Genomic DNA, 18,533 nt, shown 5'->3' with positions numbered 1-18,533 from the left:
GTTACGCGTAGGACAGGGACTTTTCTTCCAGCAGCTCTTCGTACAATTCGGTCCACTTGCGGCCCATCTCATCGGCTGTGAATAACTGCCGATACCGAGTCTCAGCCTTAACGCCCATTTCTGCCGCACGCGTCGGGTTTTCCCACAGCGTGCGCATCGCTTCACGGAAGGCCTGTGGATGACTGGGAGGTACCACCAATCCGGTTTCGTTGTGAATATTGATGTAGCTGGTGCCGGTGCCGATCTCACTGGAGATCATCGGCTTGCCATACATCGCCCCTTCCAGCAGCGAAATGCCGAACGCTTCGGAGCGCAGGTGCGAAGGGAATACGATGGCGTAGCTCAATTGCAGTAGCGCCACTTTGTCTTCGTCCCCCAGCCGTCCGAGGAAGTGAATATTGCGCAGCCCCAACGCCGCTGCCTGGGCGTGAAGCTCTGCTTCCAGCGGGCCGGCACCGACAATCACCGTCGGGTAATCCAGGTCCTTCAAGGCGTCGAGCAGGATGTGCAAACCCTTGTAGTAACGCATCACCCCCACAAACAGGAAAAACTTATCCCCAAGCTTCTGCCGCCAGTGGGCCATGCGCTCGACGTTGGGCTGTGGATAACCTGCCTTGTTCAGGCCATAGGGGATCACTCGGGTCTTGTCCTGAAACTGTTGCAACACATCGCTGGTGTGCAAATAGTTGGGCGACGCGGCGACGATCCGGTCGGCGCTGGCCAGAAAGCGGTTCATCAGGGGCCGGTAGAGTTTGAGCAGGTGTTTTTGGCGAATGATGTCCGAATGGTACGTCACCACGCTCGGCTTGTTCATGCCGCTGGCGAAATGCACCAGGTCCATGAACGGCCAGGGAAAGTGGTAATTGACCACGTCGGCCTCGGCCGCCAACTCGCGAAATTGTTTGAAGACGCTCCAGGAAAAACCCGTGGAAGCGAATTGAATGTCGAGTCTGGCCCGATGGACTTCGTGCTGGCCGAGCTGCACCACCGGCGGTGTCGGATCGGCGCTGAGTGTCAGTACCCGGCCTTCAACGCCGTGCTGGGCGCCGCTTTCGCACAACTGGAAGATGACTTGTTCGATCCCGCCGACCGAATCCGGCAAGTACGTCTTGAAAAAATGAAGAACTCGCATTCAACCTCCCATGGCCTGGCGGTAGGCGCGGGCCGTGACCTTCGCGCAACGTTCCCAGGTAAAAAGCCTTGCCTGTTGCAATCCTGCATCCGTGCACGCCTGCCAATGTGCTTGATCGTCGATCAGACGGCTCATGGCCTCGCGCAAGCCGTCGGGGTCGTCAGGTTCGATATAGTTGCCCGCTGCGCCCGCCACCTCGGGCATGGCCGAACGCCGGGTCAGAATGACCGGTGTGCCGCTGGCCATGGCTTCCAGCACCGGCAGGCCGAAGCCTTCGTAGAGTGATGGAAAAATCAACGCCCGAGCACCGGCCAACAGCTGCGCGACTTGTTCGTCGGGCAGGTAGCCGAGCAAACAGACGTGACCGCTGGCCAGGGCCTGATGCAGCTCTTCGCTGAACTGCTCGCGCTGCCATCCGGCCATGCCGACGATCAGCAGCGGAAAACGCTGGCGTACAACTTCTGGCAACAAAGCGTGGGCGCGCAGGGCCAGGGTCAGGTTCTTGCGTGGCTCCAGGGTGCCGACGCAGAGGAAGTATTCCCGCGCTTCGACGCCGTGGGCCTTGAGTACGGCGTCGATGGCCTCGGGCGCCCGTGGGTGGAAGCGCGCCGCTACACCCAGTGGCGCGACAACAAACCGCTCGGCCGGCAGCCCGAAATGCGCCAGGGCTTCGTCAGCAATGAACTGCGAGTCGGTGAGAATCAGGCTCGCCTGGCGTACGCCATCGGCCAGTCGCCGTTCGATTTCTCGCAAGCGTGCAGGCGGTTGAGTGTCGGGGTAGTGCAGGTGAGTCAGGTCATGCAGGGTGATGACCGTCGGGCCGTCGAAGGACAGCGGCCATAAACTTGGCTCGTGGTAGAGGTCGATGGTTTGCGCACGCCCCTGATCGAAGCGTTTCTGCTCCAGCCAGCGTCGGGCCTGATAGGCCCCCGGAATCTGCCGCAGCAACGGCGTCAGTCGCGAATAACCGGGCATGGCCGCTTCCGGCAGAGCCGAGCTCCAGCCCCAGCCATGGAACAACGCCAGTTCAATATCCGGCTCACCGGCTAAGGCGTTCGCCAGTTCGGCGACGTAGTGGCCGATGCCGGTACGCGGGGCCTGGAGGATCCGGGCATTAAGGGCAATTCGCATGTTGCCTCTCTGGCATGACCGGCGCTTCTACAAGATTGCGCAAGGTTCGCTCGGCCAATTGCGCACTCGCTTCACGCCAGCCGATCCAGCGCCAGTCCGCGACGTCGCGGGTGGCCGGGAATTGACCGTTGCGCTCGAAACCCACGACCAGGTCCGCCAGGCTGTGTGGCTCGGCCAGATCGAAGTACGCCATGAAGTCGCCGCCGATTTCGCGAAACACCGGAATATCGCTGCCCATCGCGGGCAATCCGCGCTGCATGGCTTCCACCAGCGGCAGGCCGAAGCCTTCGACATACGACGGAAACACCAGTGAGCTGGCGTGGCTGTAGGCATGTTCGAGGCTGGTGTCGCTCAGGTCGTTGAACATGAACAGGCGCTGGTTCAGTTGCGGGTGATGGCGTACCCGGGCGAGCAGTGCGTCGCACTTCCAGCCGATTCGACCGGCAATGCACAACCGGGCCCTGGAGCCTGCTGCCCAGGCCAGTTCGAAAGCGTCCAGCAGGTAATCATGGTTCTTGCGCGGTTCGATGGTACTGACCATCAGGAACACCGGCTCCGGAGCCTCGAACAGCTTGGCAAGGCGCGGCTCCACGGCGGCAGTGGCTTCGCTCAGGTCGAGTTCGGAACCGAGGTGGAAATAGTCGAACCACAACTCATTGGCCCTGGCAGGGCCGAGGCGGCGCTGCAATTCCTCGCGCACCTGATCGCGCACCGTGGCAGAAATAGCCACGTAGCCATCGGCCGTTCGGGTGATCCAGTCAAACCACTCGTTGAAGACCTGCACCAGCCGCGTGTCGTAGAACTGCGGATGTGTCAGGGGAATCAGGTCGTAGATCACCGAAACGATGCCCACGCCATCGCGTTTGAGCTGTTCGGCAAACGGGAAAAAATCGGTGTGCCAGGACGAATCCAGCAACACCAGTTGATCCCCCGGCTGGTGCTGCAACGGCGAGCAGCGTTTGGGCAGTTGATACTGGTTGATGCCTTCGATTATCCGCAGCGGAATACTGAAACAGGTGATCGCCATCACCCGGTAGGCCACGTGCAGCAAACGCTTGATCATTCGCGAGTTGCTACGGTTGTGCAGGCGTTGATGCAGTTGCCAGAAACGGTGCGCCAAGCGCCCCAGCCGTCCACCGAAGATCATCAAGTGATCGAAAAACGGAATGTTCAGCGCGCCGAGCATCAGCACTCGGTACAGTTGGCCCCTGAGCATCACCACCGGAATGCATTCGACCCCGTCGACCGATTCGGGCAGTTGATTGACGACGTTGCGCACCACTCGCTGAATGCCCGAGTTGACCTTGGGGTGCTGGAAAACGTGGGTGCATTCGACCAGAAGGCGCGTCATGGTGTGTTTTCCGGCATCAGCGTTTCAACGGAGCGGGTGATGGTGGTTTTCGCCCCCAGCCACGAGCAGCCAACGAAGTCTTCGTGGCGGTTATTGATCACGTGGAACACCAGGCCGTAGTCCCGCCATTCGAAATTGCGATCGAGGTGCGAATCCAGTCGGGACAGGCTCAGGGCGACCGAATAGTTACCCTTGCCCAGTCCCATGATGAAGGCAAAGCGGTAGGTCACACGCTCCCCGGCCTTCAGATCATTCAGCGCCTGATCCTGGCGATGGGTATTGATGCCGTACATGGCCTGGCCCAGGCGATCCTTGATCATGAAGCCCAGCACCAGCCGCTCGATGTCCTGGCGGATTTCGACGTCCACCTCCAGCACCACCGGCTGACCGACTTCTGCCGCATCGATGGACCGTTCGTGTTCGTCCAGCAAACGCACCCGCAAAATCCCGGCTTCACCGGTGCCGGAAATGGTGCTGACCTGGCCGCCAGAGAGCATTTCCTGACGCACCGTCTGGCCTTCGCGCTCGGCGAGCAGCGCGTTGTAGTAATCCATGACGGCTTCGGGCGTGCTGTGCATGGCCATCCGCCCCTTTTCCAGGAGGATCGCCGAGTCGCAGATCGACTGAATCGCCGAGCGGTCGTGGGACACGATCAACAGCGTGGTGCCGGCTTTGCGGAAGCTGCGGATGCGGTCGAAACTTTTGTGCTGGAAATAGGCGTCGCCCACTGACAGCGCTTCGTCGACGATCAGGATGTCCGGGCGCCGCGCGGTGGCCACGCTGAACGCCAGGCGCATCTGCATGCCACTGGAATAGGTGCGCACGGGGTGGTCGATGGCGTCGCCGATTTCCGCGAAGCGTTCGATTTCCGGCATCAATGCTTCGATTTCTTCAACTTGCATGCCCAGCAGTTGCCCGGCCATTACCGCGTTCTGCCGGCCGGTGAAGTCCGCATGAAAACCCATGCCCAGCTCCAGCAGAGCGGCAACGCGACCTTCGAGCTGGATACTGCCGCAGGTGGGTTGGGTGGTGCCGGTGATCATTTTCAGCAGGGTACTTTTGCCCGCGCCGTTGACCCCGACAATGCCCACGGACTCACCGGGGGCAATCTCGAAAGCCACATCTTGCAGCACCCAGTGCTGGCGATGACGGATCGGCGAAAAAGGGATCAGCCATTCAGCCAGTCGGCTCCAGCGATTGGGGTATTGCTTGTAGGCCTTGCCCAGGCCGGTGACGCGTATGTGCCCCATCAGAGTTCATCCACCATTTCACCGACCCGCTGACGAAACAGGCGCAGGCCGATGATGAAGAACAACACGCTGGCCACCATGATCGGCAGCAGCGAATTCCAGACCGGCCATTGGCCGTAAAGGAACACGTTCTGGTAGCTGGTGATCAGGTTGGTCAGGGGGTTGAGTTGCAGCAGGCGCTGCACCCAGTCGGGCAGGATGCTCATCGGGTACACGATCGGCGTCAGCCAGAACCAGAATTGCAGGCAGATGGCGAAAAATTGCCCGACATCGCGAAAGAACACATTCAATACGCCAAGAATCATCCCCAACCCGGCACAGAACACAACCTGCAAGGCCAACAACGGAATCAGCGCCAGCAGCGCCATGCCGGGCAGTCGCCCGGTAATCAGCAGAAAACCGAGGAACAGGCTGATGATGATTGCGAAGTTGATGCCGGCGTTGAACAGCACGATCACCGGCAAGCAAATCCGCGGGAAGCTGATTTTCTTCAGCAGGTTGGCGTTGTCGAGAAACATGTTCTGACTGCGCACGGTGATTTCTGCAAACAAGCCCCACGTCAGCAGGCCGGCGCAGAGATACACGCTGTAGGCCAAACCATCATCCACCCCCGGCAAACGGGCGCGCATGATGTGGGAAAAGATCACGGTGTAGACGACGATCATCGACAGCGGGTTCAGCACGGTCCACAGGGCACCGAACAACGAATTGCGGTAACGCGCCTGGAACTCTCGCTTGACGCTACCGAGGATGAATCCCCGATAGCCCCACAGCGAGCGGTACAAAGAAAGCAGCATTCAAACCGTCCTGCCGTATTGGTCTTCGAAGCGAACGATATCGTCCTCTCCCAGGTATTCGCCGCTTTGCACTTCGATGATCACCAGGTCAATTACGCCCGGGTTTTCCAGACGATGCTTGTGACCGGCAGCAATGAACGTGGATTCGTTCTTCGCGACCAGGTGAGTACCGGTGCCGTTGTTGGTGACCTTGGCCATGCCTTCGACCACCACCCAATGTTCATTGCGATGGTGGTGCATCTGCAGCGACAACTTACCACCGGGCTTGACCACGATGCGTTTGATTTTGAAGCGCGGGCCTTCTTCGAGCACGGTGTAGGTGCCCCAAGGTCGACTGACCGTGCGGTGCAGGCGATAGGCTTCGTGCTTTTTGTCCTTGAGCTGCTTGGCCACGCGACGCACATCTTGCGCGCGATCGGCATGGGCGACCAACACCGCGTCGGCAGTGTCGATGATGATCAGGTTATCCACACCCACGGCCGCTACCAGCCGGTCTTCGCTCTGGACAAAGTTGTTGTGGCTGTCGATGAACACGGCATCGCCGCTGGCGCGGTTGTTTTGCGCATCGGCGGGTACCAGTGCAGCCACTGCGCCCCAGGAGCCGATATCACTCCAGTCGAATTGGGCGGGCACCACGACTACCTTGTCCGAGTGCTCCATCAACGCGTAGTCGATGGAGATGTCGGTGATCTCGGCGAACAGCGTCGGGGACAATTCCTGTTGCAGGCAGCCGACGGTTTCCACCGGGCTGCTGGCCGCCATGCAGGTTTTCGTCTGCTCGAGTAACTCGGGGGCGTGGATCTGCAATTCAGCCAGCACGGTGCCGATCGAGAAGCAGAACATCCCGGAGTTCCACAGGAAATTGCCGCTTTCCAGATAATGCGTCGCGGTTTGCAAATCAGGTTTTTCGACGAAACGCTGCACCTTGGCCGCGCCTTTTCCGTCCAGTGCAGCACCGGTTTCGATGTAGCCAAAACCGGTGTCCGGCGCGGTCGGCACCACGCCGAAGGTCACCAGGAAACCATCCTTGGCCAGCGCCACGGCGTGTTCCACGGCGGTCTTCAACGCATCTTCGTTGAGGATCAAATGGTCGGCGGGCATCACCACCATGATCGCTTCGTCACCGTGCAGGGCTTGCAGCGACAACGCTGCCGCCGCGATGGCCGGGGCCGTGTTGCGGCCCGTCGGTTCCAGCATGAAATGCCCGCGATGACGGCTGAGCCCAGCCTCGTGATAGTGATCCTTGCTCTGGAAGTAGTAGTCGCGGTTGGTCACCGTGACGATATCGCCCCAGCCATCGAGCAGGCCGGCGGCTCGCCGATAGGTCTTGCCCAGCAGCGACTGACCGTCGGGCAAGGTCATGAACGGCTTGGGATGACCCTCGCGGGACACCGGCCACAAGCGAGTACCGGCACCGCCGGAGAGAATCACGGGAATCAGCATGGCCTACTCCTTGGCGACGCGTTTCATGTCCGCATCCATCATCATGCGGATCAAGGTATCCAGATCGGTCTTCGGCTTCCAGCCCAGCACACGCTGGGCCTTGGCCGGGTTGCCCAGCAGCACTTCCACTTCTGCCGGGCGGAAAAACGCCGGGTCGATTTTCACGAAATCGCGGTAGTTCAGGTCGACGTGTTCGAAGGCGATCCGGCACATTTCGCGCACGGTGGTGGTCACGCCGGTGGCGACCACAAAGTCATCGGGCTTGTCTTGTTGCAGCATCAGCCACATGGCTTCGACGTAGTCGCCGGCAAATCCCCAGTCGCGCTTGGCGTCGATGTTGCCCAGGCGCAGTTCCTGCTGTTTGCCCTGCTTGATGCGGGCGGCGGCGTCGGTGACTTTGCGGGTCACGAACTCGATGCCGCGCAGGGGTGATTCGTGGTTGAACAGGATTCCGCTGCTGGCGTGCAGGTTGAAACTTTCGCGGTAGTTCACGGTGATCCAGTGGCCATACAGCTTGGCCACGCCGTATGGACTGCGCGGGTAAAACGGGGTGTTCTCGTCCTGCTGCTCGGCCTGGATCAGGCCAAACATTTCGCTGGTGGACGCTTGATAGAAACGCGTGTGCGGACTGAATTGGCGAATGGCTTCCAGCAGGTGGGTCACGCCCAGACCGTCGACGATACCGGTGGTGACCGGTTGGTCCCAGGAGGCGGCGACGAAGCTTTGCGCGGCCAGGTTATAGACCTCGTCCGGGGCCGACTTGATGACCGCGCGCTGCACCGAGCAGGCATCGGCCATGTCACCGTCCAGGTAAACGATGTCGGCCTCGACGCCCATCTCACGCAGTCGCCAGCGTGAATCGCTGCTGCGCCGCGCCACCAGGCCGTGGACCTTGTACCCCTTGTCGAGCAGCAGTTTGGCCAGATAAGCACCGTCCTGCCCGGTGATCCCTGTGATCAATGCACTTTTAGTCATTCTTGTCGTACTCGCTTCTCCCAGTCGGACAGGATCGCCCGCAGGGATTGTTGTGTTGTGATTTCAGGCGTCCATCCTGTGGTCTGGGCAAGCCTGGCGTGGCTGCCACAAACGCGACGCTGATCCGCGCGACGAAGGCGCGCGGGGTCTTGAATCAGTTGCATGTCGACCTGGGCGAGGTCCCCCAGTTGTTCGATCAAACTGCGAATGCTCTGCTCGTGCCCCGAGCAGATGTTGTAGACCTGTCCCGGCACGCCCTTTTCCAGCAGCGCCAGGTAGGCCGAAATCACGTCGTCAACGTCGAGGAAATCGCGCGTGACGTCGATGTCACCGACTTCCAGTTGCGGCGCTTGCAAGCCTTGTTTGATTCGACTGATCTGCCGGGCAGCGCTGGCGATGACAAAGTTGTCGCTCTGGCCGGTGCCGATGTGGTTGAACGGACGGGCGACCATGACCGGCCAGCCTTCGCTCAGGCCCCATTGCAGGCTAAGGAATTCCGCCGACAGCTTGCTCACTGCATAAGGATTGCGCGGGCAGGGCGGCTGATGTTCGGTGATGGGCAGATCGGTTTCGGTGACCTGGCCGTAGACGTCGCCAGAGCTGACGTACAGAAACGTACCGGTGAAGCCGCGGGCCTTCAGGGCCTGCAGCAGGTTCAGGGTGCCGAGCAGGTTGATGTTGAGCGTGCGCGCCGGGTCGCGGAAGGCTTCGGGGACGAAGGTCTGGCCAGCCAGGTGAATGACCGCGTCGGGCATCTCGGGCCACAGGCCTTCGAGGCTGCCGGGCTCAGCGAGATCGTAACGGGAAGTGGCAGGCAGTAGCGCCCATTCCGAGTCATCAGCGATCAGGCGAGATTGGATGTGTTGTCCGACGAATCCACTCAGACCCGTCACGAACAGACGCTTTTTCAAACAGCAGCCCCTTGGTCATTCATTTCGTCCGTTTCCCCACAGGCTTTATGGAAATGTCTGACGGACCGGGTGGATTGCTTGGTCGAAAGACAGGCGAAATGCATTGTTGTAGTTGTTTGGTTGCCAATCTGTGCCAATTGCTCGGCAATTTCAACAGGTCCAACCGTGACTGGTCAGTTCTCGTTAGCGTAGCCCGATTTATTCTCGCCGGGCGGTTCACGAATCCTCGACGGATGTGTTTAGAATGCCCCTCGTCACGATTATCCAGCGTTCGTGCGGGTTGTTCCCGAACCCCGCGAGACTGACCATTAAAACAAGAACGTAGACGAGCAAAAAGACGATGGACGACGACCGGCAAACACCGGCGCTCCGTTGGCTTTGCCGTCATAGAGTGGGGCTGCCGGGATGGCGGTTTCATCGTGGGATGCCATGAATTTCATTCTTTACTCGGACGTCAACGACAGCTCCATCAGCCAGAGCCTCGGTCGTCCCGAATACAGCTACTACTTCGTGCTCAAGGCGTATCGCCCGGTGCTCGAAAGCCTTGGGCGCGTGCATGTGGTGTCCTCCACCGCCGAGGTCGATCCCCTCTACAAACAACTGCTGGCCACTGGCGAGGACAGCCTGTTCCTGTCTTTTACGCCGCCGCAGAAAACCCCGAACGACCTTGAGTGCCCGACAATTTGCGTGGTGGCCTGGGAGTTTGATTCGATTCCCGATGAGCAGTGGGACAACGACCCGCGTCAGGACTGGACGCAAATGCTCGCGCGTCAGGGCCGGGTGATCACGCTTTCCAGCCATACAGCCCGGGCGATTCGTCGGTCCATGGGTGAAGACTTCCCGGTGCTGGTGTTGCCAACGCCGTTGTGGGAAAACTTTGCGGCCATTCGCAGTCAGCACACCAGTGTCCCGGTGAACGCCGGTTCGGTGCTGGACATCAAGGGCTGTATTTTCGATACGCGCACCCTTGGCCTCAGCGCTGATGCACTGATTCCCGCGGTGCCGACCGCCGAGGAACTGGCCGCGCGCGAGGCCGAACTGGAAGCGTTGAAACCGCCGCCACTGACACTGAAGCGCCGCTTCGTGATTGCCCGCCATTACTTGCACATGTGGCGCCGGGACATGGGCAAAACGCTGCCGGTTCCGCTGCATCGCACGCACTTCCTGAGCCAGTGGTACTGGGAAGGCATCCGCGATTTGCTCTCCGATGCGGCGCACGCTCGAGTGGCCGAATACCTGCCCGCCATCGCCGGTCCGCAGACGATTGCGGTGCCAGAACCTGAGCCGCGTCATTGGCCGGACACCACCTCTTTGGTAGAAACCCGGGTCGACGGTGTGGTCTATGTCACCGTGTTCAACCCGCGTGACGGGCGCAAGAACTGGCATCAATTAATCACGGCGTTTTGCTGGGCCTTTCGCGAAACGTCTGACGCCACGCTGGTGCTGAAGATTACCCAAAGCGACCTGTCGTCCTACTACGACGAGCTGATGACCTTGCTCGCGCAGCTCTCGCCATTCGCCTGTCGGGTGGTGGTGATGCACGGTTACCTGGACGATCCGCAATACGCCCGGCTTTACCAAGCGGCCAGTTTCTACGTCAATGCATCGCGCTGCGAAGGGCTGTGCCTGCCGCTGATGGAATTTATGGCCAGCGGTAAACCGGTGATCGCTCCCGATCACACGGCCATGGAGGACTACATCGATGAGCGCGTGGCGTTTGTGGTCAAGTCCAGCGAAGAGCTGACCATCTGGCCGCAGGACACCCGGATCATCTACCGCACCCTGCGCTATCGACCGGACTGGGGCTCACTGAAAATCGCCTACGAAAACAGCTACCGGATGGCCAAGACGCAACCGCAGGACTATCAGCGCATGTCCCTCGCCGCCGTCGAGCGGATGCACGACTACTGCGCTTTCGCCCCGGTGCAGAAGCGCCTGGCGGATTTTTTCGGGCTGGCGCCACAGGTTCTGCCGGCAGCGACCGAAACGGATAACGCCGCATGCTGATCATCATTCATTCGGAAACCAACCAGCACACCATCGCCCAGAACCTGGGCCGTTCGGAATACAGCTACTACTTCGTGCTCAAGGAATACCGCCCCGTGCTGGAGCGGTTGGGGCGAGTGGTGGAAGTCCGTGATCCGCAGGCCGAAGTCGATGCCTTGTACCGGGAGTGTCTGTCCCGAGGCGAAGATTGCGTGTTCCTGTCGTTCTCGCCGCCTCATCGCACGCCGGTCAGTCTTGCTTGCCCGACACTGCCGGTGTTCGCCTGGGAATTCAGCACCATCCCCAACGAACCCTTTGCCGGTGACCCGCTCAATGACTGGCGCACCGTATTACGCGCAGCGGGTGCGGCGATTACTCATTCCAGCTACACCGTGACGGCGGTGCGCGAGGCGATGGGCGCCGACTATCCGATCGTCGCGGTGCCGGCCCCGGTGTGGGACCGGTTTTCCGAGCGCGGCGCGCAATTGCAGCGGCAGCCGCTGGCCCGCCAGGTGCGATTGAAGATCAAGGGGTTGCTGGCGGACAGCCGCGAACTCGACTTGCGGGCCTTCGGGCCGGCGTCATCGCGCGAAGGCGTGGGCATCGACTTCGAGGCCCCGCCGAGTGAACACGAGTTGGTCCTCGACGGAGTGATCTACACCTCGGTGTTCAATCCCGGCGACGGGCGCAAGAACTGGGAAGACATGCTCAGCGCGTTTTGCGTGACGTTCCGTGAAGTGGACGACGCGACGCTGGTGCTCAAACTGACCCACCACGATGCCGAAGCCGCGCTGACCGACATCCTTCATCACTTGTACAAAAACCAGTCCTATCGCTGCCGGATCGTGCTGATTTATGGCTACCTCGCGGATGCGGATTACGAGCGTCTGGTGCAGGCAACCAGCTACGCGGTCAACACGTCCTACGGCGAAGGCCAGTGTCTGCCGCTGATGGAATTCATGTCCTGCGGCAAGCCGGCCGTGGCGCCACGAACCACGGCGATGATCGATTATCTGGACGCCGATAATGCGTTCCTCATCGACTCCACGGACGAACTGACTGCTTGGCCGCATGATCCGCGCCGGGCGTTCCGGACGTTGCGCTACGTCACCAACTGGGCGTCGTTGTGCCGCGCATACCGGACAAGCTACGAGGTGGCCAAGAGCGACCCCGAACGTTATGCACAGATGTCCACGCACGCCGTGGCCAGCCTCAAGACATTCTGCAGCCAGGCCACTGCCGAGCAGCGCCTGAAGGCCTATTTTGCCCAGCTGTTCGAAACCCGCGCCGTGGAAACCCCCGAGGCATGATCCGCGCATTGGTCAGACGTTTCTTTCCTGAAGCGAAACCCGAGCCCGCGCCGTTGCCGGTTGAACCCACCCGTGTGTCGCCAAGAGAGGTCGGCTTGCACGATGCAATGCACGACGGCTGGTTTTGCGGCGACAGCGGCGAACTGCTCAAGGGGTTTGCCATTAGCGCCGACGACACCTTGCTGGACGTCGGCTGTGGCGAAGGGGTCGCGACCTTGTTTGCGGTGCGCCAGGGGGCGTCGGTGATCTTCACCGACAGCGAACACGACAAAGTCCGTGACCTCGCCCGGCAAGTAGAAGTGCAGTCGGATAAAGCCAATCTAGGCCTGGTCAGCAACAGCCTGCCATTGCCGCTGGCTGACGGTTGCGCGAGCAAAGTGGTGTGCATGGAAGTGCTGGAGCATATCGATCAACCCGAGCCTTTCATGGCCGAGTTGGTGCGCATGGGCCGGCCCGGTGCGCTGTATCTGCTCAGCGTTCCAGCGCCGGTGGGCGAACATTTACAAAAGGGCATCGCTCCGGCGAGCTACTTCCAGTCGCCCAATCACGTACAGATTTTTACCCCGGAGCGTTTTGCCGCACTGGTGGAGGACGCGGGGCTGGTGATCGAGCACCGTCAGGCCACCGGGTTTTTCTGGGTGATGGGCATGATTTTCTTCTGGGCCAGTGAGCGGGTCGCGGGACGGGATTTGGGCGGCGCGGTACGTGACCGCATCCAGGCCCCGTACCCGCCGCTGATGGAAAGCTGGGCGAAAACCTGGCAGGACTTGCTGGCGCAACCCGACGGTTTGGCGATCAAGCAGATGCTCGATCGGTTCATGCCCAAGAGCCAGGTGATCATCGCGCGCAAACCGGTGGATGCCGATGCAGCGTCCAGGAGGACGGCATGAGTAACGACAAACGGATCATGGACATCGAGTTGTTGCGCGGCATCGCGGTACTCGGCGTGCTGTTTCATCACCTGCAAGACAGCCTCTTTGCAGCCTCGGTGCCGTTGCTGCAAACCATCACTGCGTTCGGTCAGCCGTGGTGGGGCGTCGACCTGTTTTTCGCGATCTCGGGATTTGTCATCGCACGCAGCTTGATCCCGGCGTTGCAAGGGTGCAGCACCCGTCAGGAGTACTGGCAGCAGACGCGCAATTTCTGGCTGCGCCGAGCCTTTCGATTGTTGCCGTCAGCCTGGTTGTGGCTGGCGCTGATGTTGCTGGCGTGCCTCTTTCTCAACCGCTCCGGCGCGTTCGGTACGCTGCACGCCAACGTGCAGGCGACGCTGGCCGGTGTGGCGCAATACGCCAACTTCCGCTTCGCCGACAGCTTCTATCACTACGAATACGGCACCAGTTTTGTGTACTGGAGCCTGTCGCTGGAAGAGCAGTTCTACCTGCTGTTTCCGCTGCTGATCCTGGCCTGCCGCAAGCACCTGGTATGGGCCTTGCTGGCGCTGGTCGCGGTGCAAATTTTCACGCTGCGCACGCCGATCCTGATGGTGGTTCGCACCGATGCGCTGGCCCTTGGTGTGTTGTTGGCGATGTGGAGTGCGCAACCTTCTTACTGGCGCTGGGAACCGACGTTTTTGCGTCGGCCATGGGCCGGCGTCTCGGCGCTGATCGTGCTGTCGCTGGCGCTCAGTTTCATGGCGACTGATCGCTTCACCTTCACCCAATACCGCATCGGCGTGATTGCCCTGTTGTGCGCGGTGTTGGTTTGGGTGGCGTCGTATAACCGTGATTATCTGCTGCCTCGTGGCCTGCTGAAAAACGTGATGACCTGGGTCGGCAGCCGTTCCTACGGGATTTACCTGATCCACATTCCGGCCTACTTGCTGGTGCGCGAATTCACCTTTCGTCTACAGGCTGCCGGCCTGCCCAGTCCGGCCGGCCATCCAATCCTGACGTTGCTGATGGCTGGCGGCCTGATCGTGCTGCTGAGCGAACTCAACTACCGCTTCATCGAAATGCCCATGCGCAACCGCGGCGCCTCGCTGGTCAAGCGCCTGAGCACGTCCCGAACAGCCGTCCCATCCTCTGGAGCTACCTCATGCTGAGCCTTTTGAAGAAACTCACGGCGGGCACGCCCGCTCCCGCGCAGCCTGTGGCGGACAAGGTCGAGAAAGTCGACCCGTACATGCTCGGCCTGCACGACGCGATGCTCAGTGGCTGGTTCAATCAGCAAACCGGCGAGCTGTTCACCGGGTTCCCGGTGAGCGCCGAAGACACGCTGCTGGACGTGGGCTGTGGTGACGGCGGCAACGTGCATTTCTGCGGCATGCGCGGGGCGAAGATCATCATCGCCGACATCGACGCCGCCAAGGTCGAAGCCACCCGCCAGCGTCTCGGCGATACCCCGGCGCGCGACATCGAATGCCACGTCACCGACTGCAATCCGCTGCCGATTGCCGACGCCACCGCCACCCGCGTGGTGTCCACCGAAGTCATCGAGCATGTGGACGATCCGGCGCAGTTCCTCGCCGAACTGGTGCGAGTTGGCAAGCCGGGCGCGCTGTATTTGCTCAGTGTTCCGCACCCGAGCTCCGAAGACCTGCAAAAGGACATCGCCGCACCGGAGTATTTCCAGAAGCCCAACCACATTCGCATCATCAGCGAAGAGCAGTTCAAGGCGATGGTCAGCGACGCCGGCCTCGAAGTGCTCAGCCACAGCCAGTACGGGTTTTACTGGTCGATGTGGATGCTGCTGTTCTGGGAAGCCAAGGTCGACTTCAGCAATGCCGACCACCCGCTGCTCAACCACTGGGCCGACACCTGGCAAGCGGTTCTGGCGTCCCCTCGCGGCGCGCAGATCAAACAGGCGCTGGACGCGGTCGTGGCGAAAAGTCAGGTGATCATCGCCCGTAAACCCTAAGCACTTACCTGTGGACCTGTGGGAGTGAGCTTGCTCCCACAGGTTTTGTGTACCCTGTAGCCCTGTGTTTGTAGGGATCAGGGATTTCATGGTGTCTTTCGTTCGACTCTCGGTCCTGCTTGGTGCAGTGCTGCTCAACGGCTGCGAGCAACAAGATGCGCCGCCGCTCGATCAGCAACTCTACGTCTGGCAACGGCAATGGACGCCGGCCCACGACGCGGCCCTGCGCGACAGTCGTGCGGATTTCTCGACGTTGCGGGTATTGGCCTTGCAGGCGTTCCCCCAGGCCGGCTGGCGTCGTGCGCGGATCGATCCATCGCTGCTCAATCGCGATGGTCGGCCACTGATTGCAGTGATTCGCCTGGATGGTCAGCTCCAGTCGCTGGACCAGGATGAGGTCACGGCGCAAATCCAACAGCTGCTCAGCGACTGGCAAGCCCAAGGGCTGACGCTGGCCGGTGTGGAAATTGACCACGATGCGGGCAATGCCCGGTTACCGGCTTATCGAGCATTTCTGACGCACCTGCGTACGGTTTTACCGGCGACGTTACCGCTGAGCATCACCGCGCTGCCGGCCTGGCTCGACAGTCCCGAACTGCCGGCGCTGTTGTCGACCGTCGATAGCAGCGTGTTGCAGGTACACGCGGTGAGCGATCCTCGGCGCGGGTTGTTCGACCCGGATCAGGCACGAAAGTGGGCCAACGGCTGGGGGCGCGTCACGACGAAGCCTTTCTATCTGGCACTCCCGGCCTACGGCGTGGCCTTGTTGCCCGGCACCACTGGCGCACCGGTCGTGGAAAGCGAAGTATCGGTGGGGCGCGGCGGCGAACGTCGCGAATTGCTGGCTGATCCACTGCAACTGCGCACACTCGCCGTGGATTTACGCGCCGATCCGCCTGCTCATCTGGCCGGCCTGATCTGGTTTCGCCTGCCGCTGGCGGGTGATCGTCGGGCCTGGAGCCTGACGACCCTGGGCGCGGTGGCACGCGGTGACGCACTCGACAGCCTCTTGAGCGTGAAACTTAGTGCGCAAGACGGCCTCTATGACATCAGCGTCAGCAACCAGGGCAACCTCGACAGCCCATGGCCCGAACGCGTGACCCTGGCCGTGCAGGGCTGTGACGGCGCCGATGCGCTGGCCGGTTATGCGTTGCAACAAAGCCCCGATCTGCTTACCTTCACCCGCCTTAACGACGGTCGAATAGCCGCCGGTGGGCAGCGTGCAATCGGTTGGGCACGCTGCACAAAAATTGATCAAGGAGGTTCGAATGTTCACCCGTAACTGGCCCCGCCATCTGCTCTGCCTGAGCCTCAGCTTGCCCCTGGGTTCGGCGCTGGCCTGCGGGCCGGACTTTCCGATGCGCTTGCTGGATAACCGCGGCCAGTCCTTGGCTGAGCTGCCGGAAGGCAACTTCCAGTTTGAGGTCAATCGGCTCGGACATGCGATTGCAGGACTCAAGCATGTCGCGCAGACGCCCTACAGCATGGAAGCGACGGATTACGCAGCGCAGCGCGATACGGCCGAGCAGACCGGGCTGACGGCGGAACAGCTAGAACGGGTGAAACAACTGCGCAGCCTGACGGATGCGCATCAGGTCGAAGAACAAGGCGCGAGCCTGCCCGCCGAGCTCAAGCTGTATCTGGCGGGCGCTGCGGCGTTCAGTGCGGGTGATCAGCGTTTGGCCGCCGAATACTTCGAAAAAGTGCTGGCGCTGCCGGCCGATCAACGCGCCTTGCGCAGCACCTGGGCTGCGTATTCGCTGGGCCGTGCGCTGTTTGCCATGAGCACTGAGGCGCACGCATCACCCGATCTGCTGGTGCAGTCGCGCAAGGCGTTCGAGCAGACCCGTCAGCTGAGCATCGACGGTTTCAGTGATCCGCTGGAACTCGGTGTTGCCAGCCTCGGCGAAGAAGCGCGCGTGGCCCGTACCGCTGGCGATTGGGACAGCGCCATCGAACTCTACGCGACGCAAAACCTTCATGGCTCGGCGGTGGGTTACACCTCGTTGAAGCTGCTGATGGCCGATCTGCTGGCGATGCCAGACGATCAATTGACCGCGTTGCTCAAGGGTAAACCGGTGCAACAACTGGTCACCGCGTCCTTGATCAGCCGCCTGGGCTGGTCATTTGGTGATCAGCCCCCCAACGAATTGAAACTGATCAAACTGCTGCAAAGCAGCACCCGCGGCAGCCTGGATAACGCGGATCGACTGGCCGCGATGAATTATCAACAAGGTGATTACGCCAGCGCCAAGGCCTTCCTTGAACACGCAGGCGACGGCGGTCTGGCGTGGTGGTTGCGGGCGAAACTGGCGTTGCGCGATGGCGATAAAAACGCGGCGGCAGCGGCGTATGCCAAGGCGGCTCAGGCATTCCCGCAGAACGAATCGTGGGGTGAGCGACGCACGCCGGACTACGACTACGAAACCCTTCAGCCCAAGTGCCGGGTCGAGGGTGAAAGTGCGATTCTGGCGCTGCAGCGCGGGGATTATCTGCAAGCGTTTGATCAGCTGTATCGCAGCCAAAGCCTCTATTGGTTCGATGCCGCGACGGTGGCCGAACGGGTGCTGACCGTCGATGAACTCAAGCATTACGTCGACACTCAAGTACCCGCGCCACCGCCGTTGAGCCAGCAGGATCGTGACAACTACGTGCCCCTGCCGGTGGCGGCGAAACTGCGCAATCTGCTCGGCCGTCGGTTGTTGCGCGAAGAACGCTACGACGAAGCGCTGGCGTACTTCGACAATCCCGATCTGCAGAAAAAAGCACGTTTGTATGCACAGCAGCGTCAGCTGGCAGATTCGGCATGGTGGCCGACTAAACGCGCCGCCGCCCTGTTCAATGCCGCCTGGACGGCGCGAGAGTGGGGGATGGACATTCTCGGCTACGAAATGGCCCCGGACTACGCCACGTTTGGCGGCAATTACAGCCTTGAAACCACGGAGCTGAAGGTCGGGCCGTTAGTGGCGGAAGGTGAAGTCCAGCGACAGCAAGCCAGCGCCGCCAAACCTGACGAGCGTTATCACTATCGATTCGTGGCTACGGCCTTGGCCAGCCGCGCCGCCGATAACTTGCCGCACACCAGCCAGGCCTTTGCGGCGGTGCTGTGCTCGGCGGCGGGCTGGAACAGCAGCCTTGAAGACCAAAGTGCGCTGTATCAACGCTACGTCAATGAAGGGCCTTACGTGGATTGGGCAGTGAATTTCGGTTACCAGTGCCCTTATCCCGACTTCGAAAACGCCAGCAAACGTTATGTCACACAAGCCACTGATGCGACGCGTGCGGTGCTGCGTCCCTACAAATGGCCGTTGCAGATCGGTGGTGTCGTCGGCGTGACGGCGGTGGTATTGCTATTGATCAACCGTCGCCGCCGTCGGACGCAGTAAGG

Annotated in this window: 15 protein-coding genes; 7 read left to right on the top strand and 8 right to left on the bottom strand. The window is 61.0% G+C overall.

All coding sequences use genetic code 11. The features are described from left to right. Position 1: 1 nt before the first annotated feature. From BK660_RS10285 to BK660_RS10250, 8 genes are read right to left on the bottom strand one after another with little or no spacing between them, the layout of a single operon-like run. Positions 2-1,132 carry a glycosyltransferase family 4 protein gene (locus tag BK660_RS10285; protein ID WP_123433221.1) on the bottom strand — a complete coding sequence of 377 codons (1,131 nt, stop codon included), beginning with the start codon at positions 1,130-1,132 and terminating at the stop codon, positions 2-4. Then, positions 1,133-2,263, bottom strand: coding sequence for a glycosyltransferase family 4 protein (locus BK660_RS10280; protein ID WP_123433220.1), 1,131 nt, complete (start codon positions 2,261-2,263; stop codon positions 1,133-1,135). It lies immediately after the preceding gene. Further along, positions 2,247-3,614 (bottom strand): glycosyltransferase family 4 protein, encoded by a 1,368-nt coding sequence (locus tag BK660_RS10275; protein WP_123433219.1) that lies wholly within the window; start codon positions 3,612-3,614, stop codon positions 2,247-2,249. The genes BK660_RS10280 and BK660_RS10275 overlap by 17 nt, the downstream gene beginning before the upstream one ends. Beyond that, positions 3,611-4,864, bottom strand: coding sequence for an ABC transporter ATP-binding protein (locus BK660_RS10270; protein ID WP_027926225.1), 1,254 nt, complete (start codon positions 4,862-4,864; stop codon positions 3,611-3,613). The genes BK660_RS10275 and BK660_RS10270 overlap by 4 nt, the downstream gene beginning before the upstream one ends. Further along, entirely contained in the window at positions 4,864-5,661 is a 798-nt protein-coding gene (locus BK660_RS10265) for an ABC transporter permease (RefSeq protein ID WP_123433218.1), read from the bottom strand. Before BK660_RS10265 ends, BK660_RS10270 begins: the two co-directional genes overlap by 1 nt. Continuing rightward, complete coding sequence (locus tag BK660_RS10260; protein WP_123433217.1) at positions 5,662-7,104, bottom strand: mannose-1-phosphate guanylyltransferase/mannose-6-phosphate isomerase; 1,443 nt, start codon at positions 7,102-7,104, stop codon at positions 5,662-5,664. 3 nt (positions 7,105-7,107) lie between these two features. Next, complete coding sequence (gmd, locus tag BK660_RS10255; RefSeq protein WP_123433216.1) at positions 7,108-8,079, bottom strand: GDP-mannose 4,6-dehydratase; 972 nt, start codon at positions 8,077-8,079, stop codon at positions 7,108-7,110. Continuing rightward, the gene (locus BK660_RS10250) at positions 8,076-8,990 is read right to left on the bottom strand and encodes a GDP-mannose 4,6-dehydratase (protein WP_123433215.1); all 915 of its coding nucleotides are present in this window, start codon (positions 8,988-8,990) and stop codon (positions 8,076-8,078) included. Before BK660_RS10250 ends, gmd begins: the two co-directional genes overlap by 4 nt. Before the next feature lie 429 nt (positions 8,991-9,419). On the opposite strand from BK660_RS10250, the gene BK660_RS10245 reads away from it, so the two are divergent. The 7 genes from BK660_RS10245 (at position 9,420) to BK660_RS10215 (ending at position 18,531) form a co-directional block, all read left to right on the top strand. Further along, on the top strand, positions 9,420-10,997 hold the full coding sequence (locus BK660_RS10245; RefSeq protein ID WP_259698498.1) for a glycosyltransferase: 1,578 nt from the start codon (positions 9,420-9,422) through the stop codon (positions 10,995-10,997). Continuing rightward, a complete protein-coding gene (locus tag BK660_RS10240) occupies positions 10,991-12,286 on the top strand; it encodes a glycosyltransferase (protein ID WP_123433213.1) in 1,296 nt (431 codons plus the stop codon). The genes BK660_RS10245 and BK660_RS10240 overlap by 7 nt, the downstream gene beginning before the upstream one ends. Beyond that, on the top strand, positions 12,283-13,176 hold the full coding sequence (locus tag BK660_RS10235; RefSeq protein WP_123433212.1) for a class I SAM-dependent methyltransferase: 894 nt from the start codon (positions 12,283-12,285) through the stop codon (positions 13,174-13,176). Before BK660_RS10240 ends, BK660_RS10235 begins: the two co-directional genes overlap by 4 nt. Continuing rightward, a complete protein-coding gene (locus tag BK660_RS10230; RefSeq protein WP_123433211.1) occupies positions 13,173-14,330 on the top strand; it encodes an acyltransferase family protein in 1,158 nt (385 codons plus the stop codon). Before BK660_RS10235 ends, BK660_RS10230 begins: the two co-directional genes overlap by 4 nt. Beyond that, positions 14,324-15,145 carry a class I SAM-dependent methyltransferase gene (locus tag BK660_RS10225; RefSeq protein WP_123433210.1) on the top strand — a complete coding sequence of 274 codons (822 nt, stop codon included), beginning with the start codon at positions 14,324-14,326 and terminating at the stop codon, positions 15,143-15,145. Before BK660_RS10230 ends, BK660_RS10225 begins: the two co-directional genes overlap by 7 nt. Before the next feature lie 88 nt (positions 15,146-15,233). After that, a complete protein-coding gene (locus BK660_RS10220) occupies positions 15,234-16,427 on the top strand; it encodes a DUF3142 domain-containing protein (protein WP_123433209.1) in 1,194 nt (397 codons plus the stop codon). Next, positions 16,414-18,531: a hypothetical protein gene (locus BK660_RS10215; RefSeq protein ID WP_123433208.1), complete on the top strand. Its 2,118-nt coding sequence runs from the start codon at positions 16,414-16,416 to the stop codon at positions 18,529-18,531. Before BK660_RS10220 ends, BK660_RS10215 begins: the two co-directional genes overlap by 14 nt. The last annotated feature ends 2 nt before the right edge of the window (positions 18,532-18,533 follow it).

Source organism: Pseudomonas brassicacearum (assembly GCF_003732265.1).
GTDB lineage: Bacteria > Pseudomonadota > Gammaproteobacteria > Pseudomonadales > Pseudomonadaceae > Aquipseudomonas > Aquipseudomonas brassicacearum_D.
Note: the sequence above shows the minus strand (reverse complement) of the source record. Positions and strands in the feature narration are given on the sequence as shown.